Here is an 18,190-nt window from a genome sequence, read left to right as displayed (position 1 = left end):
TATGTGGTATGTTTAGAAAACTTTTTGTCCTACTTCTAACACTCTTAATGATTGGGTGTGGTTTTTCCACGGAGAAGCGAAGGCCAAAAGCTATTGAAGAAACCCAGTCTGAGCGGAGTGTCAGAAAGATTTCAGAGGCAGACATATTGAATAAAGTAAAAAAACTGGGAGATTCAATTTCCATGCAAGCCCAACAGCTTTTTATGAAGAGAATTTCTGAGCAGTATGCTAAGGGAGGATTTGTTGAAGCAGCAGCATATTGTAATATGGAGGCATATTCCATTACCGATAGTTTGGCAAAAAGCTACAGCATTTATTTAAAAAGAGTGAGCACTCAAAATCGAAGCCCGCAAAATGCTCCCTCCGAAATGGAAAAGGAATTGCTGGAGGCTTATGAATATTCCCATCAGGAGGGGATTGACCTAAATCCGAATGTGCAATTTATACAGCCCGGGGATACAATTTTATATAATAAGCCCATTTTTATAGCTTCAGAACTTTGTCTTAATTGCCATGGTACTAAGGATGATATTTCAGAGGAGGTTCAGGCCCTTCTAAAAGAACGATATCCAAATGATCAGGCGACAGGCTATGAGTTGGGTGATTTTAGAGGAATGTGGAGTCTAAAGTTCCTTAAAAAGGATATTGTTAAAAATTTATAGATTACTCCTAACTATTTGAGCCAAGCTTTTCTGTGACCAATTTCTCACTTATCTCCCACAGCTTGTCTTGTATTGCTGTGTTTCTGGAATCCACCGATGACCGAAACGGTTTCCGGTTCTTGAAGTAGACTCCATTCTGTTCCTTTGGCAGCTCATTGAGAGCAAGGTAAATACTGGTAGAGGCTCCCTGCCGAGGGCTTTTCATAAAGGGTTTGCCGAGTTTCCACATTAATCTGAATAGACCAGATAAATTATTCCCAAAACCCGAATCAATTACTCCTGGATGCAAAGAATAACTGGTAAAACCTTTTCTTGCCAATGACTTGGTGAAAAGTACATTGCACAGTTTTGCATTTCCGTAGGCCTTTAAAGTTGAGTATTTATTTTTTAAATGAATGTCATTAAAATCCAACTTTCCTGCTTTATGAGCTTCTGAACTCAGGTTAATGATTTTAGTATGACTTTTTTTTAATAAAGGTATTAGTTCCTTCACTAGGAGAAAATGGCCTAAATGATTAATGGCAAAGTGAAGTTCCAGGCCATCTTTGCTCTCAAGGCGCTTTTCAAAAGTGCCCCCTGCATTATTAATGAGCACATCTAAATGATCATTGGTTTTCAAAAGTTCTTCCGCAGCTTTTTTAACAGAACTTAATTCAGCAAGGTCACAGGAAATTATTTGCACATTTTCAGCATTAGGCATGCTGGCCAGCATTTGTTTGCCCTTCTTGATATCCCGTATTAAAAATATCAGATGGTTTCCTTTTTCCAGAAGCGCTTTTGCAGTTTCTAAACCAATGCCTGAGGTAGCTCCGGTAATAGCTATTTTTTTCATATCTTTTTTCTCTAGTGAGAGAACGAACTAACAGGGTTTTTGTTAACGGGATTTAATTCAGCCAACTTTTATAACTCGAGCTGATCCTTATAAGAGCGGGAAATTTTTAGCCACTCTTTTCCAACCCTTACTTTTTCTTGAGTATAGGCTTTTATGTGGGCTTTATTAATGATAAAAGATCGGTGAATTTGTACAAATGAGCCAGATGGAATTTGCTCAATACAATCTTTCAATTTCATTTTGGAGATTAACGGCCTGTCCTGAGCAGTATAAAATTTCACATAATCGCCCATAGCCTCAATGTAAAATATTTGATCAAAAGGAACCTTTACCATCTGTCTGTCTATTGAAATAAACAAGTGATCAGTTTTCACTGGGGTTTCCGATATATTGATTGACCTTGGAGGGAAGTTATTAACAGCCTTAAGGAAGCGTTCAAAAGATACAGGCTTTAGTAAGTAATCCAATGCTTTCACCTCAAAAGCTTCCACGGCATAATCCCGATGTGCTGTTATAAATATTACTTCAGGAGGGGCGGGAAGTGTTTTGATAAATGTCAGCCCATCCAATCCGGGCATTTCAATATCCAATAAAAGTAAATCTGGTTTTTCCACTGACAAGTATTCCTGAACTTCCCATGCATTTTTGAAAACCCCTTCTAACTTTAAATAAGGTGTTTTTTCTACATAAGACACCATCAACTGTCTTGCTAAAGGCTCATCGTCTGCTATGATACAATTAATCTGTTGCATGAATGGGAATGCTTAAATGGAGATTGAATAAGTTTCCTGATTTCTCTACCTGCAATATATAGTTCTTGCCATAAAGATAGTTCAGTTGTTTTTGAATATTGTTTAGCCCTATTCCTGTAGGTAAAGAGGTAGACTTAGTAAAAAATCTATTACTGCTTTTAATTAGAAGCATTTTATCCTTTACACTCATATTAAATTCTATTACTACTTTGCCCCAATTATTCATGGCGCCATGCTTAAAACAGTTTTCCATAATAGTAACCAATATAAGTGGAGGTATTTTAATGCTCAACTCTACCGGGACATCTATTTTTTTGTTTAAAGTCAATCGGTCTTCGTACCGGAGGGTTTCCAAATATATAAAATCATTCATTACTTCAATTTCCTCAGATAAATCCACCAGCTTATTTTTTCCGGAAGCAAGAATGTAGTCCAACAAACTGCTTAGCTTCAAAACTAATTCCGGGGCTTTGTCAGATTTTTCCAGAGCAAGTACATATAGATTATTGAGCGTATTGAAAAGAAAATGTGGGTGCAATTGTGTTTTAAGAAATCGTAATTCAGATTCAGAAGCATTTCTTAATGCCAGTTCTTTTTCCTGATAGACTATACTCCATTGTCGGATACTTTGAGTAGCTACAAATAATATCACAAGTAAAAATAGTGTGACAAAAAGAGTAAGTAAATCCTGAGTGGCAGGAGGCATTAAGTTGAATTGATATTCCGCAATAAATATAAAGATTGCAGTGTTGAAAAGTAGCAATAAAAAGAATGAAACAATGAGGATATAGGCTATATAAAGAAAGAACCTTAAATACCTGCGTTTTATTAAATATTCGTGCAAAAGAAAATGGGTGATTAAATAGGCACTTCCAATGGGAATAGGGCTGAAAACTAGTGTGAGAAAGATGGCTTCTTGCCAGTTGCTCCTGTAGGCTATTAGGAAGGCGCCTAGTAAAAGAGCAAATGCCCAGTAGGTAATATGGAATAATATCTTTTTTAACATTGCAAGGCTAAATATACTCATTCAAAAAATCTAATTATCTTAAAGTCGATAGTTTGAAGGTTTAGAGTGTTGAAATACATTTTTGCGCTTTAACCACTACATTCGGTGATCCATCTTTAACTATAAGTAAAATAACGAGTATTAATTCTGTGATCGATGAATAGTACTAGAATTGTAGCATCACCAAACAAATAGCACTTATGAAACTTATTGAAATTCATATTGAAGGTGGAATAGAGTTTATGTCTGTTTTGCTTATTTTATTGATTGTTACTATATGGATGGGAGTAATGGCCATTCTTAAAAGAAAAGAGCCTGTAGAAAAAGAGAGGTGGATAAGAAGATGTATAGACATTTCACTTTTCGCATTAGTTTGGGGGATATTGGGACAGGCTATTGGCTTGTTTAGTGCTTTCCAGGCTATTGAAGAAATGGGAAGTGTCCCACAGGATATTTTGGCAGGGGGATTGGCGGTTTCTTCCTATACAACCATGTATGGGTTGATCATTTTCTTAATTGGACGTTTGTTCAAAATATTTGTCAATTTTTCTGAATAGATTTAGTGAAAATTAGTAAGGGTTTGGGCTTTGTTCAAACCCTTTTTTTGGTAATTCTCGTTACAAGTAACATGAGTGAAGAGGAAAGTAAAAAATTATCCAAAAAACAAAAGGAGATCGAAAGGAAAAGGAAAGAGCAGCAAAAGAAGGAGGAAGAAGCCGGAGATGATGAAGAAAGACGTGGCATTTTTCCTGATGGCCGGGATTTCAAAAAATCTATGGGCTGCGGAGGATAAGCTAAACTATTTCTTAGCAGACAGAAGTTTTCGAATTTTATCTTTGTCAAACTCTGATCCTGATATTTCTATTAATTCAATATCAGAGAGTTTTCGGCCATCATTGCTGACAGCCGTTACTTTATAAACTATGTGGTAGTTGTCAGGCCGGAAAATTGAATTTTTCCCCCTATAAATCTCTGCAATATCCTGAAAGTTTAGAGGTATCATAATATTTTTGAGATAATAAAGCTCAGTAGTACTTGAGAAGGGTCTCCTACTTTCGAATACCGTAAAATGTATCAGTTCATTATTCTGTATGACGGTATCATTTCTTTGTATTACTTCCCGCGCAAACCCTAAAATTTCAGGATAAATAATCTCTAACTTTTCAGAGGTTACATAGTAATTATAGAGAGTTTTCTCACTGATGTCTCCAATTTGAATTACTTCTTCACCAAATAGGCGTTCTGTAAGCTCTCCTACAGTTTGCCTAATGAAGTAATCTTCAAAAAAATCGTATGTATGTTGATCTACATCTTTAGTAAGGCCATCATTATAGATTAGACTAAATTGAGTAGTGTCGGACAACTTCAGTTGAGCATGCCCCTTGTAGGAGAGCATCAGAGAGAACACAATCAAGAGAAACTTCATAGGAAATGGAAATAAAAAAAGCCCTGAAAACTCAGGGCTTTAGTGTTTAATATAAACGTTAATTTTTTATTTATTTCCACCAGCTCGGATCATAGCGCAACGGAACCCGATTGTTGATGTGGATGAATCTTGCTCAATAAATCTTCTGGTACCTGGAGATAACCAATAAGCTACATCTGCCCATGAACCACCTTTGTAAACACGAATCTCATCAGAAATAAGTGAGTTAACAACATTCGGATCATTTGCACCATTGTCATAATTTCCTGCCGGATCTAAAGTTCCATCTCTACGAACAGGGTTTAGGTCTTCAAAATCCTGGAATGAAAGTGGACGGTATAAATCCCAAACCCACTCGTTCACGTTTCCGGCCATATTATACAAGCCGTAATCATTAGGAGGATAGTTATAAATATAATCTGTCACGAAAGCGCCATCATTTAACTTACCGGCAATACCACCGTAATCCCCACGACCTCTTTTAAAGTTAGCTAAGAAATAACCCATTTCTTTTCCATATGGGTTTCTTAAAGAGTGTCCATCCCATGGATAAATTCTTTTGTAAAGTTGTACTTCATCTACCCACTGAGTACCAATCAAGGCCGTAGCGGCATATTCCCATTCTGCTTCAGTTGGTAATCTGTAATCAGGTAAAACCACACCGGTTTCCAAAGGAATTCGGCCACCAGTTTCTGCAGGGACTTCAATTCCTGATTCTTCTGCTAATTTAAGGTTTACAGTAATAGTTCTCCATTTGGCATATTCGTTGGCCTGTAGCCATGAAACACCTACAACCGGGTGGTATCTAAAGCCAGGGTATCTTAAATAATGATCAACATAAGGATCATTATAAGCCAGGTTTTTCGCCCATACAGTGGTGTCAGGCAATGCTGCTTGATAATAATCTCTTGAAGAGTCTAATTTAATATAATGAAGAAACTCTAGCCAGTGAATGTTGGCCACTTCAGTTTCATCCATATAAAAAGAAGAAACAGTAACTGTTCTTTCAATATTATCTCTGGTGTGTAAAATATCTTCTTCGAATGAACCTAATACTGTTCTACCACCTTCGATGTAAACCAAATTTGGTCCGTCCGGTTGTCCTCTGAATTCTGCTACCTGGAAACCTTCATCACTATTGTACTCAAGCCCTGTTGCGGTACTCAGTACTCCCGGACTGTTTGCTGTAGGCTTACCTCCCCCACATGCAAATAGGAAAGATACCATGGCAACCAGACAGGCATTTTGAAATCTAAACACAAACTTTTTCATATCCTGTTATTGTATTCGTTTAATAAACACTGTTTAATCACTTATATATCAACGCAATATATAAAATTCCTGGTAAAGATAACTTTACCAAGCACTAAAATCAACTATTAAAATCAAATTTTAAAGTATTTTAATACAAATTCGATTAAGATGTAAGAATTTTAATTTAGTTGCAGAAAAACGACTATGGGTTTGGGTTTATTGTAATCATTCTTCCGTCCATATTTTGGTGCCTTCCGTACAGTTAGTGCAAATATCAATTTCTTCTCTTGATTTTAATAATTTAGAGCGAAATTTATTATAGGCTTTCCCCTGCCAAATATCAGCAAACTTACTTTCTTTTAATTTTCCCAACTGATGCTGTGCATCTTTGTCGAAACAACAGGGCACTACCCTCCCATCCCAGGTAATTACGCAGCTATGCCACATTTTCCAACATTGGTTGAGCATTTTGTTTTTGATTCTGTACAAGCCGTTTGCCAGCCTTCTATATCGGCTGTATTTGGGGTTGTCAGGTATTAATGGTGAACCATTCTCATAGTCGTAGATTTGGGCTGTTTTTAGTTTTACTTCATCTACGCCTAGCCTTTTTGCCAATTGGTAGATTTCCGGGATATCACCTTCATTAGGTTTAACTACCAAAAATTGAAATATTACGTGTGGAGTGGAAGAGTTAAGTTTTTTCTTCCAACGAATTATATTTTCTGTGCCTTCAATTACCTTTTCCAGTTTGCCGCCTATCCGGTATTGTTCATAAGTGGATTGCGAAGTGCCATCAATAGAAATGATCAATCGGTCAAGCCCGCTTTCCACTGTTTTTTTGGCGGTTGCATCATCTAAATAATGTGCATTGGTTGAAGTGGCAGTATATATATTATGCTCGTGAGCAATTTTCACCAAATCCAGAAACTGTCTGTTCAAATAGGGCTCCCCCTGAAAGTAGAATAACATATAAATCAAACTTTCCTGTAATTGAACCAACATCTCTGTAAAAGTCTCCGGAACAAGCATTCCTATCGGACGGCTAAAGGAGCGCAATCCACTGGGGCATTCCGGGCAACGCAGGTTACAGGAAGTAGTCGGCTCAATTGATACAGACATAGGCATGCCTTTCATCCAGGCTTTCTGGCTGTTTTTGGAAACATGATAACTGTACCATAGCCAAAAGGCATTACGGAGCTTAAAAGCATTTAGCTTGCTTAAAATGTTTAGGTTATCCTTCCAATTCATATAAACCTCCTTTCAAAAAGGAATTTTGTATCTTTAATTTTATTATTTGCTTCTTCAGAATACGAACTTAATTAATACCCATGAACTTTAAGCTGATTTTTAAATTTATTCCCTGGGCAATAGCCTTGCTTTTGTTGGTTTTTTTATGGTTCAGGCGTATGTCTGATTTTACTACTCCTGAACGACTCACAGTTGAAAACACTACTATTTTACAGGAAATAGAAGCGCTGGGTAAACTTGAGTTGGTAAAATATCGATTTAAGGAGGTGGTTGAAGAGAAGAAAGTGGCTAAAAAATGGATTAAATATATTCCTTCTGGCCCTGATATGACAGCTATATTAATAGCAAGTGGGGAGGCGGTTGCTTGTATTGATTTGGGCAAAATAGAAAAACAAGACATTCGTTTTGAAAATGATACTATTTATATAGAGTTACCGAATCCAGAATTGTGCTATTTTAAAATTGATTTGCAAAACAGCAAAATATATGATTTAAAGGCTACAAACAGCATCTATAAGTATTTTGATGATGAGAATAAAGCTGCGGAATTTATACAAGAAATGTATGCCAAAGCTGAAATTCAAATTAAAGAAGCAGCCTTAAAGTCAGGTATTATGGAAGATGCTGAAAAATTAGGAAGTACTATTTTGAGACCCTTTTTATCAAATATAACAAACAAGGTAATTGTGTTAAAATTTAAACAGAGGCCGGATGCTACAATGATATTTCCTGATTGAGCATATGAATTTTCCCACAAAGCCTCAAAGAACATGAAGAAAAACCTTGGTGGGCTTCGTGTCTTAGTGGGATATAGGAAGGCAGCTATTGCTTCAACATATCAGGTTTCCCACAAAACCCTCTTACACCAGAATGAAATCAGTATAATTGTCCCTGTATTTTTCGATGAATTCCGTCCTTTATTAAGTTTACATTAAAATTTATCAACAGTGCAAGCTTAATTCCAGTGAGTCTCAAATAGGTTAAAACTATTTTGTGATGGACTTTCTCAATTCTTTCCACTGATTTGAGTTCAACAATTAACTTATTATCGAGAATTATGTCAGTTCTAAATCCTACACCCAAATCGTATCCTTCGTAAATAGCAGGAATTCCTTGCTGCTGTTTAAATGGGATGTTTAATTTCCGAAGTTCTAGAACAAAAGCGGCTTCATATACGGTTTCTAATAATCCAGGTCCTAAAGTTTAGTGTATTTTAAAAGCAATATTAACAGCTATCTTAGCTAATTCATTTTCAGCCATGTGGTTGATATTTGCTAATGACCAAATAAATTTAAATAAAGATTAAAAACTTGGTGATCTTCGGGTCTTCCGTATCTGGGACAAGTATTAGGAGATAAGAGGCATTTATAGCTCCAGCATTTAATTAAACATTTCAAGTTTCCCACAACATGTCCCGGGCTAAACGGGAAGCCTCAAAGGCCACAAAGAAAAAAATCCTTAGTTTCTTAGTGGGAGAAAAGGAGAAAGACTGGCTTCATAATTCCTCCGTAGCCGCCCAAACCAAATCCGCCTCATAGCCTTTTTGCAATAAGTATTTTACAGCTTTTTGCTTTCTAATATATAGATTGCTATCCCGTATAGATTGATATTTTTTTGATAACAGTTCATTCAATGTTTCCTGATATTCAACTGAATCAATTTCTTCCAATCCTTTCTTTATACAGTAGGTAGAGAGTTTCTTTTGTTCCAACCCTTGCTTGATTTTGATTCTCCCCCATTTTTTCATTCTGAAGTGACCTGAAGCATAAGTTTTGGCAAAACGTTCTTCGTTCAGGAAATTCTCAGTAATCAAATAGCCAATCACCTCTTCCACTTCATCTCCATAAAGCCCCCAATCATACAGTTTATCACGAACCTGTTGCTGAGTCCTTTCCTGGTAAGCACAGAATTTCATGGCTTTCGTTTTACCTTCTTTGATTGTATATACTTTCTTAGCAGACATATAATTAATGTATTGTCCTCAAGATTAGAGGAATGCATTTAAAATCGAATTTATTGAATCAGTGTTTTTGGTTCATCCAGTCCATGTTCAAACTGTAATGTAATGTGGCCAATAGAAAAATGGCTTTGCAACAGAATTTCTATTTTTTGCTGGATTTCATGGGTGTTGCTGACCTGAAGATCATCCTTTAAATCAACATGCGCTTCAAAATGGATTGTATGTTCGTCAAGTTGCCATACATGTACATGATGGATATTTTTTATCTCCGATATTTTTTCTACTTCATCTACAATTTTCGGAATATTGATTCCTTTAGGCACAAATTGTAATAACACATGCATACTGTCCATTAGTAACTTCCAACTACTGAAAATAAGATATAGGCCGATTATGATTGATAAAATACCATCCACCCAAGTTATACTATAGTATTTCATGGCTAAGCCTCCCCCCAGAACAGCCACAGAAAACAAGGTGTCAGACAGTAAATGCATGAAAGCCGACTTCATGTTCATGCTGTCCTTGATTTGAGAAGCTAAAATCACCACGCTTAATCCATTGCCAATAATGGCCACAAAGGCCAGCCAGATAATGATATCCGTGTTTATTTGCAGGCTGGAATTTTCTGTAAGTCTTTGTGAACTTTCAATGATAATATAAACTGCCACGGCTATAATCACAGCAGAATTAACAAAGGCAGCCAACACTTCTGCCCGCTTATAGCCAAACGATTTACTGTAAGTGGCTTTTCTCTTGGCCAATATTATAGCAACTAAGCTAATGATCAAAGCAGCCACATCACTAAAATTGTGCATGGCATCAGAAATCAGTGCCAGACTATTAGCAAAAATACCACCGATAATTTGGGAGATAGTAATAACAATGTTGAGTCCAATGACCCAGCGCAAACGACTTTCCCTATTCATAGAAGTAAAATTAGAAAATTGCTTTGGATTGCACTAATGGAATTAGTGCTCTTTCAAAACCTTTACTAAATAGGCTCTCCTGATAGCAAAGAGTCCAGAAGAGAGGGAGAAAAAGGGAGGTGAAAACGCGTTTTTTCATGGCCAGGAAGTAGCTATATAACCCAAAGACGCAATTATCCTCTCGATAATTGAACAATGAAAGGATTCGAAACTATTGTTTTGGGCCAAGCCGAATAGCTACCTCCTGGGGCCTACCATTCCATTGGCACTTCCATTAAAAGGAGCTTTGATGCTTCATTAGCTTTAACCTCTATGCTTTCCAGTTCCGTCAAGCCAATAGCATCTCTTGTATTAAGTTTTTCTCCGGCAACTTCCAGACTCCCACTTAATAGAAACAGAAAAAGCCCATTCCCCTCCTTTTGGAGAGTATACTCCTTAGAAAAACCTTTGTCCAAATCGGCAAGATAAAACCAGGCATCCTGATGAATCCAGGTATTCAGTTCTTCAGGGTTAGGAGAAACGATCATTTGAAAATTGTTTTTTCTTTCCAGGGAACTAAAGCTTTTCTGGCCATATCTGGGCTCTACATTTTGTTTATTAGGGAATAACCAAATTTGTAAAAACGCTGTTTTTTTGTCTTTGTTAGGATTAAATTCAGAATGAACAATTCCTGTACCCGCTGACATCACCTGAACATCATTTTCCTTTATGACAGAATTATTGCCCATGCTGTCTTGATGGGCCAGATCCCCAAATAATGGGATTGAAATAATTTCCATATTATCGTGAGGGTGCTTTCCAAAACCCATTCCTGCATCCACTTTATCATCGTTTAAAACACGTAAAGCTCCAAAATGAACTCTTTCCTGATCGTAATAAGAGGCAAAGCTAAAAGTATGATAGGATTCTAACCATCCGTGATTGGCATGGCCCCTTGTATCTGCTTTGTAAATTGTTTTTTTCATTTTTAAACCAAAACTTAAATGTATCTACATACAATAACGGAAAGCGCTTACTTTTGTGTTCGTTTTTTTGGGAGAAAAAAATATGTATTTAAACAGAGTGCATAAACATATATGGTTTAGTTCAAAAAATATAAAAAACTGATAATAAACTCGGAATTTTTTGTAAAATAGCAATATAGATTAAAATAAATTTATACTTTTATTGTCTTATAAAACAAATCATACTTATGAAATTGAATTTTAAATTAGGAATGCTGGCTATCATGTTGATAGTCAACGCATGTAACCCGGAAAAGAAAGAAGAGAAAACGGCATCAGAAGCTTTTGAGAAAGCTCAAAAAGAAACGGAGGAGCAAATTAAAAAAGTAGTGAATGAACTCCCTGCTCCATCAGAAATTCCATTTTTACTTATGCAGACCGGGGTAGAGTTTAATAAGAGTTTGACACATGACCTTTCTCAGGTAAGTAGTTATACAGGTAACAACACAAAGGCGGCACTTAATTTAGGCATTTATGCCACAGATGTTACTTATTTGAGTGCTTACGAAAAATCTCAGGAAGCGCTAAATTATATTGCAGCCATTAGGCCATTAGCAGATCAACTGTCTCTTTCCAGTTCATTTGATCCCCAAACTGTTGAGAGATTTGAAAAGAATTTGTCCAACACTGATTCAATGGCTGCCATCGTGAATATGGCGGTTGCTAATGCTGAGCGACATTTGAAGGCTACGGATAGACCAAAGGTAGCAGCATTACTTTTGGCAGGGTCATTTATTGAAGGGCTTTATATTGCGACTGCTTTAATTGAAAATTATCCAAGCGATATTTTACCGGAAGATACCAGGAATCTGATACTTATTCCATTAGTGAAAGTCATTATTGATCAGGAAGAGCCTTTAAAGGATTTGATAGAATTACTTAAAAGCGTTGAAAAAGATGATATGGTTCAGAAACTACTGGTGGAACTTGAATTATTGAAAGGCCAGTATAAAAAACTGAACGTAAAAGAATTAATGGATCAAGGTAAAGGAGATCAATTGTTGAAAGATGAAGCCCTTGACAACATCACTAATCAAGCAGGAAGAACACGCGATTTACTGACTTCATAAAACCACTTCAATTCATTAAAGGGGAGCTCCTTGGCTGTTAGGCTTCGGGAGTTCCTTTTTTTTCTAAAATAGTTAACGCCCTCATCAACAGACCATGAGTGAAAATTTGCTAAATGCCTTACTGGAATTATTTGCCATTATCGCTAAAAAAGATACTGTTACAGAAGACGAGAGACAGAACATTAAACGCTTTTTGGAAGAACACCTAAATGAGGAATCTGCCAATCGGCATTTACTTATTTTTGATGAGTTTGCTAATAACAGCAGCACCGAGGAACAAACGATAAAAGAGAGCATCAATCGGATATGTAAGAATATTAATCAGGAATTTACCACTGCCCAGAAAATCATCCTGTCTTTACAATTAATTGAACTTATACTGGCAGATGGTACAATATCTGAAGAGGAGGCTGAAATTTTAAACTATGTAAGTGATCAAATAAAAATTCCTCAGGAGAATATTGAAGAGATTAAAAAATTTGCTGTTGGAAAATTTTCCAATGAGTTTTCAACCCATAATTGCTTAATAATCTCCGATAATTCGGAACACATCACAGCATCAACCAATTTTCTTTTTGAAGCGAATCTGAGTGGCTTTATAGCAGTGCTAAAGTTGCCCGATAGTGAAATGTATTTTATTAAATATATTGGAAATGCCCAGCTAAATATAAATGGCCATCCTCTCCGAAATAGCTTGATTACACTTTTTCCTCCGGGAAGCACTATCAAAGGAGATAAATCCCAAACTGTGTTTTACAGTGATGTGGTTAGCAAGTTCAAAACCGATGCAGACACTCCCAATATTTCCTTTGTGGCTAAAGATATTAGCTTCACTTTTCCTAACGGTCATACCGGCTTACAAAAATTAAATATTGCGGAGGACACAGGCAGGTTAATAGGATTGATGGGTGCCTCGGGATCAGGAAAATCCACTTTACTAAATGTACTTAATGGGAATGACTCTCCTACCGAGGGAAAGGTTTTGATTAACGGGATTGATCTGCACAGAAACCCTGAAGCAATAAAAGGAATTATTGGTTACGTGCCACAGGATGATCTCCTGATAGAAGAATTAACTGTCCATCAAAATCTTTATTTTGCGGCCAAATTATGCTTTAGTGACCGTACAGACCATGAAATAGAAGAATTAGTGACAACCACTTTGACTTCACTTGGCTTGAGTGAAACCAAAAACCTTAAAGTAGGATCCCCTTTAGAAAAAACCATTAGCGGAGGACAGAGGAAAAGATTGAATATAGGGCTAGAGTTGTTGCGTGAACCTGCCGTTTTATTTGTTGATGAACCCACTTCCGGGCTTTCTTCCCGCGATTCGGAAAACATCATGGACTTACTAAAGGAGCTTAGTCTTAAAGGAAAAATGGTGTTTGTGGTGATCCACCAACCTTCTTCTGATATATTCCGAATGTTTGACAAATTGATAATATTGGATGTGGGAGGGTACCAGATTTACTACGGAAACCCGGTGGAAGCAATTACTTATTTTAAAAACCAGGTCAACACCATTGATAAAAACAAAGGTTCATGCCTGGAATGCGGAAATGTTAACCCGGAACAAATATTCAATATTATTGAAACCAAAGTGGTGAATGAATATGGGAAAGCCACAGAAAAACGGAAAATTTCCCCACAAAAGTGGTATAGATTATTCAATGAAAACATTAAGGTGCCCACAGTAGATCAAACAGATGATTTGCCGAAACCTGAATTGCGTATTCCCGGTTGGGCTCAGCAGATCAAGCTATTTTTCAGAAGGGATTTGAAATCCAAACTATCCAACAGACAATACCTATTAATTAACCTACTGGAAGCGCCTATTTTAGCCCTTCTTTTAGCTTATATTATCCGGTATTACCCTGACAATGGAAAAAACGAGTATCTTTTTGTGGATAACCTTAACATTCCGGCCTTCTTTTTCATGAGTATTATTGTGGCCTTGTTTATGGGGCTCACAGTCAGTGCAGAGGAAATTATTAAAGATAGAAAGATACTCAAAAGAGAGTCCTTTCTTCACTTGAGCCGCAGTAGCTATTTAGTGTCCAAAATTGGAATTTTGTTTATGTTTTCGGCCATTCAAACATTTACCTATGTGATTATTGGAGACGTAATTCTTGAAATTGACGGCATGAGTTTTATTTATTGGGCTATTTTATTCAGTACCGCCTGTTTTGCCAATTTGTTGGGGTTAAATATTTCCTCTGCATTTAATTCAGCAATTACCATTTATATTTTAATTCCTATTTTACTGATTCCTCAATTGATTTTGAGTGGTGTGGTGGTGAAATTCGACAATCTTAATCAACAGATTACTACTCCGGACAAGGTGCCATTTGTGGGTGAAATAATGGCCTCGCGCTGGGCTTTTGAAGCCTCTATGGTTGCACAATATAGGTACAACGACTTTAATCAGGCATTTTATACCCTGGATAAGCAAATGGCACAGTCAGAATATAAAACCGTATACTATATTCCAAAACTGGAATCCAAATTGGAGCTGTTAATCAACCAGCTTGACAATAGGGAAACTAAAGAATTTAGGGAGGCAATAAGTTTACTCAGGAATGAAATTGCCCTGGAACTGGAACTGGTTGGGAAAAAACAATTCGAGGCCTTCAAACAGCTGAACGAAAAAGATTTTAATATGGACACCGCAGAGAAAACAAAATCATTTCTCACAGCTCTTAAAAGGTTTTATAATAATGTTTATAATGAGGCAAGCTCCAGAAAAGAAAAGGCTATTTACATTTTAACTTCTACTCCCGAGAAAAAGGAGAGGTTCGAATATTTACGGGCTAATTATTACAATCACTCTGTTGCTACCCTGGTAAAAAACACTAATGACCCGGATAGAATAATGGAGTATAATGGGCAATTGATTCAAAAGATTTTCCCCATTTATATGGATCCTCAACCCAATCATCTATTCGATTTCAGAACCCAATTCTACTCAGGAAAAAAATACTTTGTTGGCTATTATTTTGATACCCTGGCTTTTAATCTGACCATTATCTGGTTAATGAGCCTCCTTTTATATGTTACCCTATATTATGATCTGTTGAGAAAAATTGTGAACTTTAGACAAAGATAAAAAGCACCTAAATGAAAGCGATTTTACCAATTCTGATGGTTTCATTCTTCCTGATTTCTTGTCAGGAGCAAAAACAAAAAGAACAGACAGTTATTCAGGACAATGCTGTGTTTGAACCGGGCAATTCAGATTCTCAGGCAATAGTATTGGCGGATAAAGTGATTGAAGCACACGGGGGAATGGAAAAGTGGAATAAAATACGCTATGTTTCCTGGAATTTTCTTGGAGCCAGGGACCTGGTGTGGGATAAGTATACTGGTCTGGTCCGTATTGATTTTCCGGGAGCAGAAAGCCAATTCATCATTAATATCAATGAAGACACTGGCCAAGTGAGGGTTAAAAACAAGCTTATAAAAGAGCCCGATTCATTGAAAAACCTAATCGACAGAGGGAAGCAAATTTGGGTAAACGATTCTTATTGGTTGATTTTCCCCTTTAAGTTGAAAGACCCGGGTGTAAGGCTTGACTACATAGGAAAAGACACAACACTTGCAGGAGAAAGTGCCGAAGTGATTTCTTTACAATTTGATAGCGTGGGCTATACCCCCAAAAATAAATACAAGGCATATATCAACCCTGAGACCTACCTTATTATGCAGTGGGATTATTTTAAAAATACAAATGACAGTACGGCTTCTTTTAGTAACCTTTGGTCAGATTATAAAGATTTTGAAGGTATAAAGTTAGCAGCGGGTCGTGACGAAAGAAGGTTGGACAACATTCAACTAAGTAATGAATTGGATACTGCTGTTTTTGAATTTTAAGGACTGTCGTTATCGCAGTTAAATGGCCAAAATCCTTATTGATCTTTTAAAGCATTTTTGATGTTTTCAGTATGGTTAATTAGTGCTTCCTGCCATGTGGTATCAGCATCCCATTCTTCTCCCAAATAAATATCTTTCGTATAAAGTTGCTGTATATAATATTTATGAACTTTATCCCCTTTTGTAAATTTGGATACTTGTGATAAGGGTCCTTTTCTCACCGAAATATAGAGCGTTTCGTCATCTGAAGTGTTATAACCAAGCATCCTTTTGAGGCTTTCTCCATTGTTTTCCAGCTTTCTCAACACCATCAGGTAACCCTGGGCAATCATTTCTTCATCCGAAATATTAGCATTGACAAGCCCATACCTAAAAGGGTAATGTGTCTGCATCAAGGAGTCCAATGTTTCGTTGGCCTCACCAATGTCTTCAGTCATCATCACATTTTTTTCAAATTTAGGAACAGCCAATTTGTCAATTCTTAGATCAGCATTATAATCGGCTAGCCTTCTGGATTTAATTACATGAGTGCGTTTAAAAGTTTCGGGAACATCTATGATAAGAAAATTGCTTCTGCTTAATGAAGCCTGCTCGGTTTTTGTCAGTAATGACTTACCCAGCTCTTCCAGTGTTTTGGCTTTTAGTTCATAAACAAGCATGCTCTCCGTAAAAAATGTTCCACCTTTCGGAATATCAGAAATATACAATGAATAAGCATTGTCTGTTTGATGAACAATGATCATATTTTCTATACTTCTGCTGGTGATGTCATTATAAAAGCTGTTGCTGGCATCATGGCCTGATAAAATATCCGAAAGTGAATAATAGGCGACTGCATCTACACCGGTTTCAGCAAAATATTGATGAATTTTTCTGGCTTGTTCATCCCAGTTCAGATTTTTCACGTTCATGAAAACGACAGATCGTTCATTCAGTAAGTCCTTCGGGATTTTATCACTTTCTTCAAAAAAGGGAAAAGCATCCTGTGAGAAAGCGTTCTGTATTCCGGTAAGGGTTAAGAAAATATAGAGAATAAGTATTAGGCGCATCTTGTTTTTAATGAAAATGAAAGCAGGAAATTAAATCTTTTCTTATTAACGTCTTAATCTTATCCACATTATATATAAATTTATAATCAAAATTTATAAACCTTTGTAAGCAAAATAACTTTTATCCTAAAAACAACCCGATGGCCTCTACTTTTAATCAATTAAGATTGCTGCTTATATTTATTTTGCCATTCTTTTACTTTAGTTCGAATGCTCAGGAAGAACAAGAAATTATTTTTCCGGACTCACTAAAGGTAATGACGGATTTATATGCTTTGTCTGCGGATTCCATGCAGGGAAGACAGACAAATACTAAAGGTAGTGAGATGGCGCGTCAGTATATTTTGAACGAGTTGCAAGCCATAGGGGTGCCTGCTTATGTACCCAATTATACTCAGGAGTTTGAGTTTTCCATCAAAGGGAAAGAAGAGGAACTCATCAAGGGAGTAAACATACTTGCCTATGTGGAAGGTTTTAGCAACGAAGAAACCATAGTTGTTTCTGCTCATTATGACCACGTGGGGATGAAAGACAGTACGGAGATATTTAATGGAGCAGATGACAATGCCAGTGGAACTGCAACACTTTTGGCTCTTTCAAGATACTTTACACTCAATCAACCTGACAATAGTTTGTTGTTTGCTTTTTTTGACGCTGAAGAAATGGGTTTGCAAGGAGCGAAGTATTTTATGCAGTCGGTTGTGGCTGACAGCAGCATGATCAAGCTCAATATTAATTTGGACATGGTAGGTCGGGGAGATAAAAATGAAATATATGCGGTGGGCACTTATTTTCATCCGGAATTAAAGCCATTTGTTGAAGAAGCCGCTAAAGATAAAAGCATTAAGGTGCTTTTTGGCAGGGATCAACCAAAGAAAAAGCCCAATTGGGTAGAGTCTTCGGACCATGCTCCTTTTCATAAAGCAGGTATTCCATTTATCTACTTTGGAGTGGATGACCATGCCGATTATCATAAACCTACTGATACAGCGGATAAGATCAACCCTGATTTTTACCTGGAAACCATATTGATGATCAAAGATGTAGTACAAAATTGTGATGCTAACCTAAGAGATATTAATGTAGCGAAAAGCGTTGGTAAATAGTTGGAAATTCCATTAAAGCGTC

The 18,190-nt window shown here is 36.7% G+C and carries 18 protein-coding genes and 1 pseudogene; 8 read left to right on the top strand and 11 right to left on the bottom strand.

The genetic code is table 11. The annotated features are described in order from the left end of the window. Positions 1 to 8: 8 nt before the first annotated feature. Positions 9 to 662, top strand: coding sequence for a Tll0287-like domain-containing protein (locus tag JKA74_RS18905; RefSeq protein WP_201432811.1), 654 nt, complete (start codon positions 9 to 11; stop codon positions 660 to 662). Between the two features lie 7 nt (positions 663 to 669). On the opposite strand, the gene JKA74_RS18900 is transcribed toward JKA74_RS18905, so the two are convergent. The 3 genes from JKA74_RS18900 to JKA74_RS18890 form a co-directional block, all read right to left on the bottom strand. After that, positions 670 to 1,494, bottom strand: a complete 825-nt coding sequence (locus tag JKA74_RS18900) for an SDR family oxidoreductase (protein ID WP_201432810.1) — start codon at positions 1,492 to 1,494, stop codon at positions 670 to 672. Positions 1,495 to 1,562: 68 nt separating this feature from the next. Next, complete coding sequence (locus tag JKA74_RS18895) at positions 1,563 to 2,246, bottom strand: LytR/AlgR family response regulator transcription factor (RefSeq protein WP_201432809.1); 684 nt, start codon at positions 2,244 to 2,246, stop codon at positions 1,563 to 1,565. Next, positions 2,233 to 3,252 (bottom strand): sensor histidine kinase, encoded by a 1,020-nt coding sequence (locus tag JKA74_RS18890; RefSeq protein WP_201432808.1) that lies wholly within the window; start codon positions 3,250 to 3,252, stop codon positions 2,233 to 2,235. The genes JKA74_RS18895 and JKA74_RS18890 overlap by 14 nt, the downstream gene beginning before the upstream one ends. 200 nt (positions 3,253 to 3,452) lie before the next feature. Here JKA74_RS18890 and JKA74_RS18885 point away from each other — a divergent pair, with 200 nt between their 5' ends. Together JKA74_RS18885 and JKA74_RS18880 are read left to right on the top strand one after the other, a co-directional pair. Beyond that, positions 3,453 to 3,809, top strand: a complete 357-nt coding sequence (locus tag JKA74_RS18885; RefSeq protein WP_201432807.1) for a MotA/TolQ/ExbB proton channel family protein — start codon at positions 3,453 to 3,455, stop codon at positions 3,807 to 3,809. Between the two features lie 5 nt (positions 3,810 to 3,814). Beyond that, positions 3,815 to 4,045, top strand: coding sequence for a hypothetical protein (locus tag JKA74_RS18880; protein ID WP_201432806.1), 231 nt, complete (start codon positions 3,815 to 3,817; stop codon positions 4,043 to 4,045). Between the two features lie 6 nt (positions 4,046 to 4,051). On the opposite strand, the gene JKA74_RS18875 is transcribed toward JKA74_RS18880, so the two are convergent. The 3 genes from JKA74_RS18875 to JKA74_RS18865 all read right to left on the bottom strand — a co-directional run bounded on the left by JKA74_RS18875 (position 4,052) and on the right by JKA74_RS18865 (position 7,180). Continuing rightward, entirely contained in the window at positions 4,052 to 4,678 is a 627-nt protein-coding gene (locus tag JKA74_RS18875) for a hypothetical protein (protein ID WP_201432805.1), read from the bottom strand. A gap of 66 nt (positions 4,679 to 4,744) precedes the next feature. Then, the gene (gldJ, locus tag JKA74_RS18870) at positions 4,745 to 5,950 is read right to left on the bottom strand and encodes a gliding motility lipoprotein GldJ (protein ID WP_201432804.1); all 1,206 of its coding nucleotides are present in this window, start codon (positions 5,948 to 5,950) and stop codon (positions 4,745 to 4,747) included. A gap of 207 nt (positions 5,951 to 6,157) precedes the next feature. Further along, complete coding sequence (locus JKA74_RS18865) at positions 6,158 to 7,180, bottom strand: radical SAM/SPASM domain-containing protein (RefSeq protein WP_201432803.1); 1,023 nt, start codon at positions 7,178 to 7,180, stop codon at positions 6,158 to 6,160. Between the two features lie 80 nt (positions 7,181 to 7,260). Here JKA74_RS18865 and JKA74_RS18860 point away from each other — a divergent pair, with 80 nt between their 5' ends. Further along, positions 7,261 to 7,917 (top strand): DUF4230 domain-containing protein, encoded by a 657-nt coding sequence (locus JKA74_RS18860; RefSeq protein WP_201432802.1) that lies wholly within the window; start codon positions 7,261 to 7,263, stop codon positions 7,915 to 7,917. A gap of 139 nt (positions 7,918 to 8,056) precedes the next feature. On the opposite strand, the pseudogene JKA74_RS18855 reads toward JKA74_RS18860, so the two are convergent. The 4 genes and pseudogenes from JKA74_RS18855 to JKA74_RS18840 form a co-directional block, all read right to left on the bottom strand. After that, a pseudogene (locus tag JKA74_RS18855) lies at positions 8,057 to 8,371 on the bottom strand (GxxExxY protein); the annotation flags it as partial. 304 nt (positions 8,372 to 8,675) lie between these two features. Beyond that, complete coding sequence (locus JKA74_RS18850; RefSeq protein WP_201432801.1) at positions 8,676 to 9,143, bottom strand: regulatory protein RecX; 468 nt, start codon at positions 9,141 to 9,143, stop codon at positions 8,676 to 8,678. Positions 9,144 to 9,193: 50 nt separating this feature from the next. After that, positions 9,194 to 10,069, bottom strand: a complete 876-nt coding sequence (locus JKA74_RS18845; protein WP_201432800.1) for a cation diffusion facilitator family transporter — start codon at positions 10,067 to 10,069, stop codon at positions 9,194 to 9,196. Between the two features lie 251 nt (positions 10,070 to 10,320). Further along, positions 10,321 to 11,034: a pirin family protein gene (locus tag JKA74_RS18840; RefSeq protein WP_201432799.1), complete on the bottom strand. Its 714-nt coding sequence runs from the start codon at positions 11,032 to 11,034 to the stop codon at positions 10,321 to 10,323. Positions 11,035 to 11,261: 227 nt separating this feature from the next. Between JKA74_RS18840 and JKA74_RS18835 the strand changes: the two genes are divergently transcribed. The 3 genes from JKA74_RS18835 to JKA74_RS18825 all read left to right on the top strand — a co-directional run bounded on the left by JKA74_RS18835 (position 11,262) and on the right by JKA74_RS18825 (position 16,013). Next, positions 11,262 to 12,143 (top strand): hypothetical protein, encoded by an 882-nt coding sequence (locus tag JKA74_RS18835; RefSeq protein WP_201432798.1) that lies wholly within the window; start codon positions 11,262 to 11,264, stop codon positions 12,141 to 12,143. A 94-nt stretch (positions 12,144 to 12,237) separates the two neighbouring features. Continuing rightward, positions 12,238 to 15,249 (top strand): ATP-binding cassette domain-containing protein, encoded by a 3,012-nt coding sequence (locus tag JKA74_RS18830; RefSeq protein ID WP_201432797.1) that lies wholly within the window; start codon positions 12,238 to 12,240, stop codon positions 15,247 to 15,249. 11 nt (positions 15,250 to 15,260) lie between these two features. Continuing rightward, the gene (locus tag JKA74_RS18825; protein WP_201432796.1) at positions 15,261 to 16,013 is read left to right on the top strand and encodes a hypothetical protein; all 753 of its coding nucleotides are present in this window, start codon (positions 15,261 to 15,263) and stop codon (positions 16,011 to 16,013) included. A gap of 35 nt (positions 16,014 to 16,048) precedes the next feature. On the opposite strand, the gene JKA74_RS18820 is transcribed toward JKA74_RS18825, so the two are convergent. Beyond that, the gene (locus tag JKA74_RS18820) at positions 16,049 to 17,062 is read right to left on the bottom strand and encodes a hypothetical protein (protein ID WP_201432795.1); all 1,014 of its coding nucleotides are present in this window, start codon (positions 17,060 to 17,062) and stop codon (positions 16,049 to 16,051) included. Positions 17,063 to 17,202: 140 nt separating this feature from the next. Here JKA74_RS18820 and JKA74_RS18815 point away from each other — a divergent pair, with 140 nt between their 5' ends. Further along, a complete protein-coding gene (locus JKA74_RS18815) occupies positions 17,203 to 18,168 on the top strand; it encodes a M28 family peptidase (RefSeq protein ID WP_201432794.1) in 966 nt (321 codons plus the stop codon). Positions 18,169 to 18,190 lie beyond the last annotated feature (22 nt).

It is taken from the genome of Marivirga aurantiaca, from assembly GCF_016679925.1.
Classification (GTDB): Bacteria; Bacteroidota; Bacteroidia; order Cytophagales; family Cyclobacteriaceae; genus Marivirga; species Marivirga aurantiaca.
The sequence above is the reverse complement of the archived record's forward strand: the minus strand, read 5'-3'. Positions and strand labels throughout refer to the sequence as shown.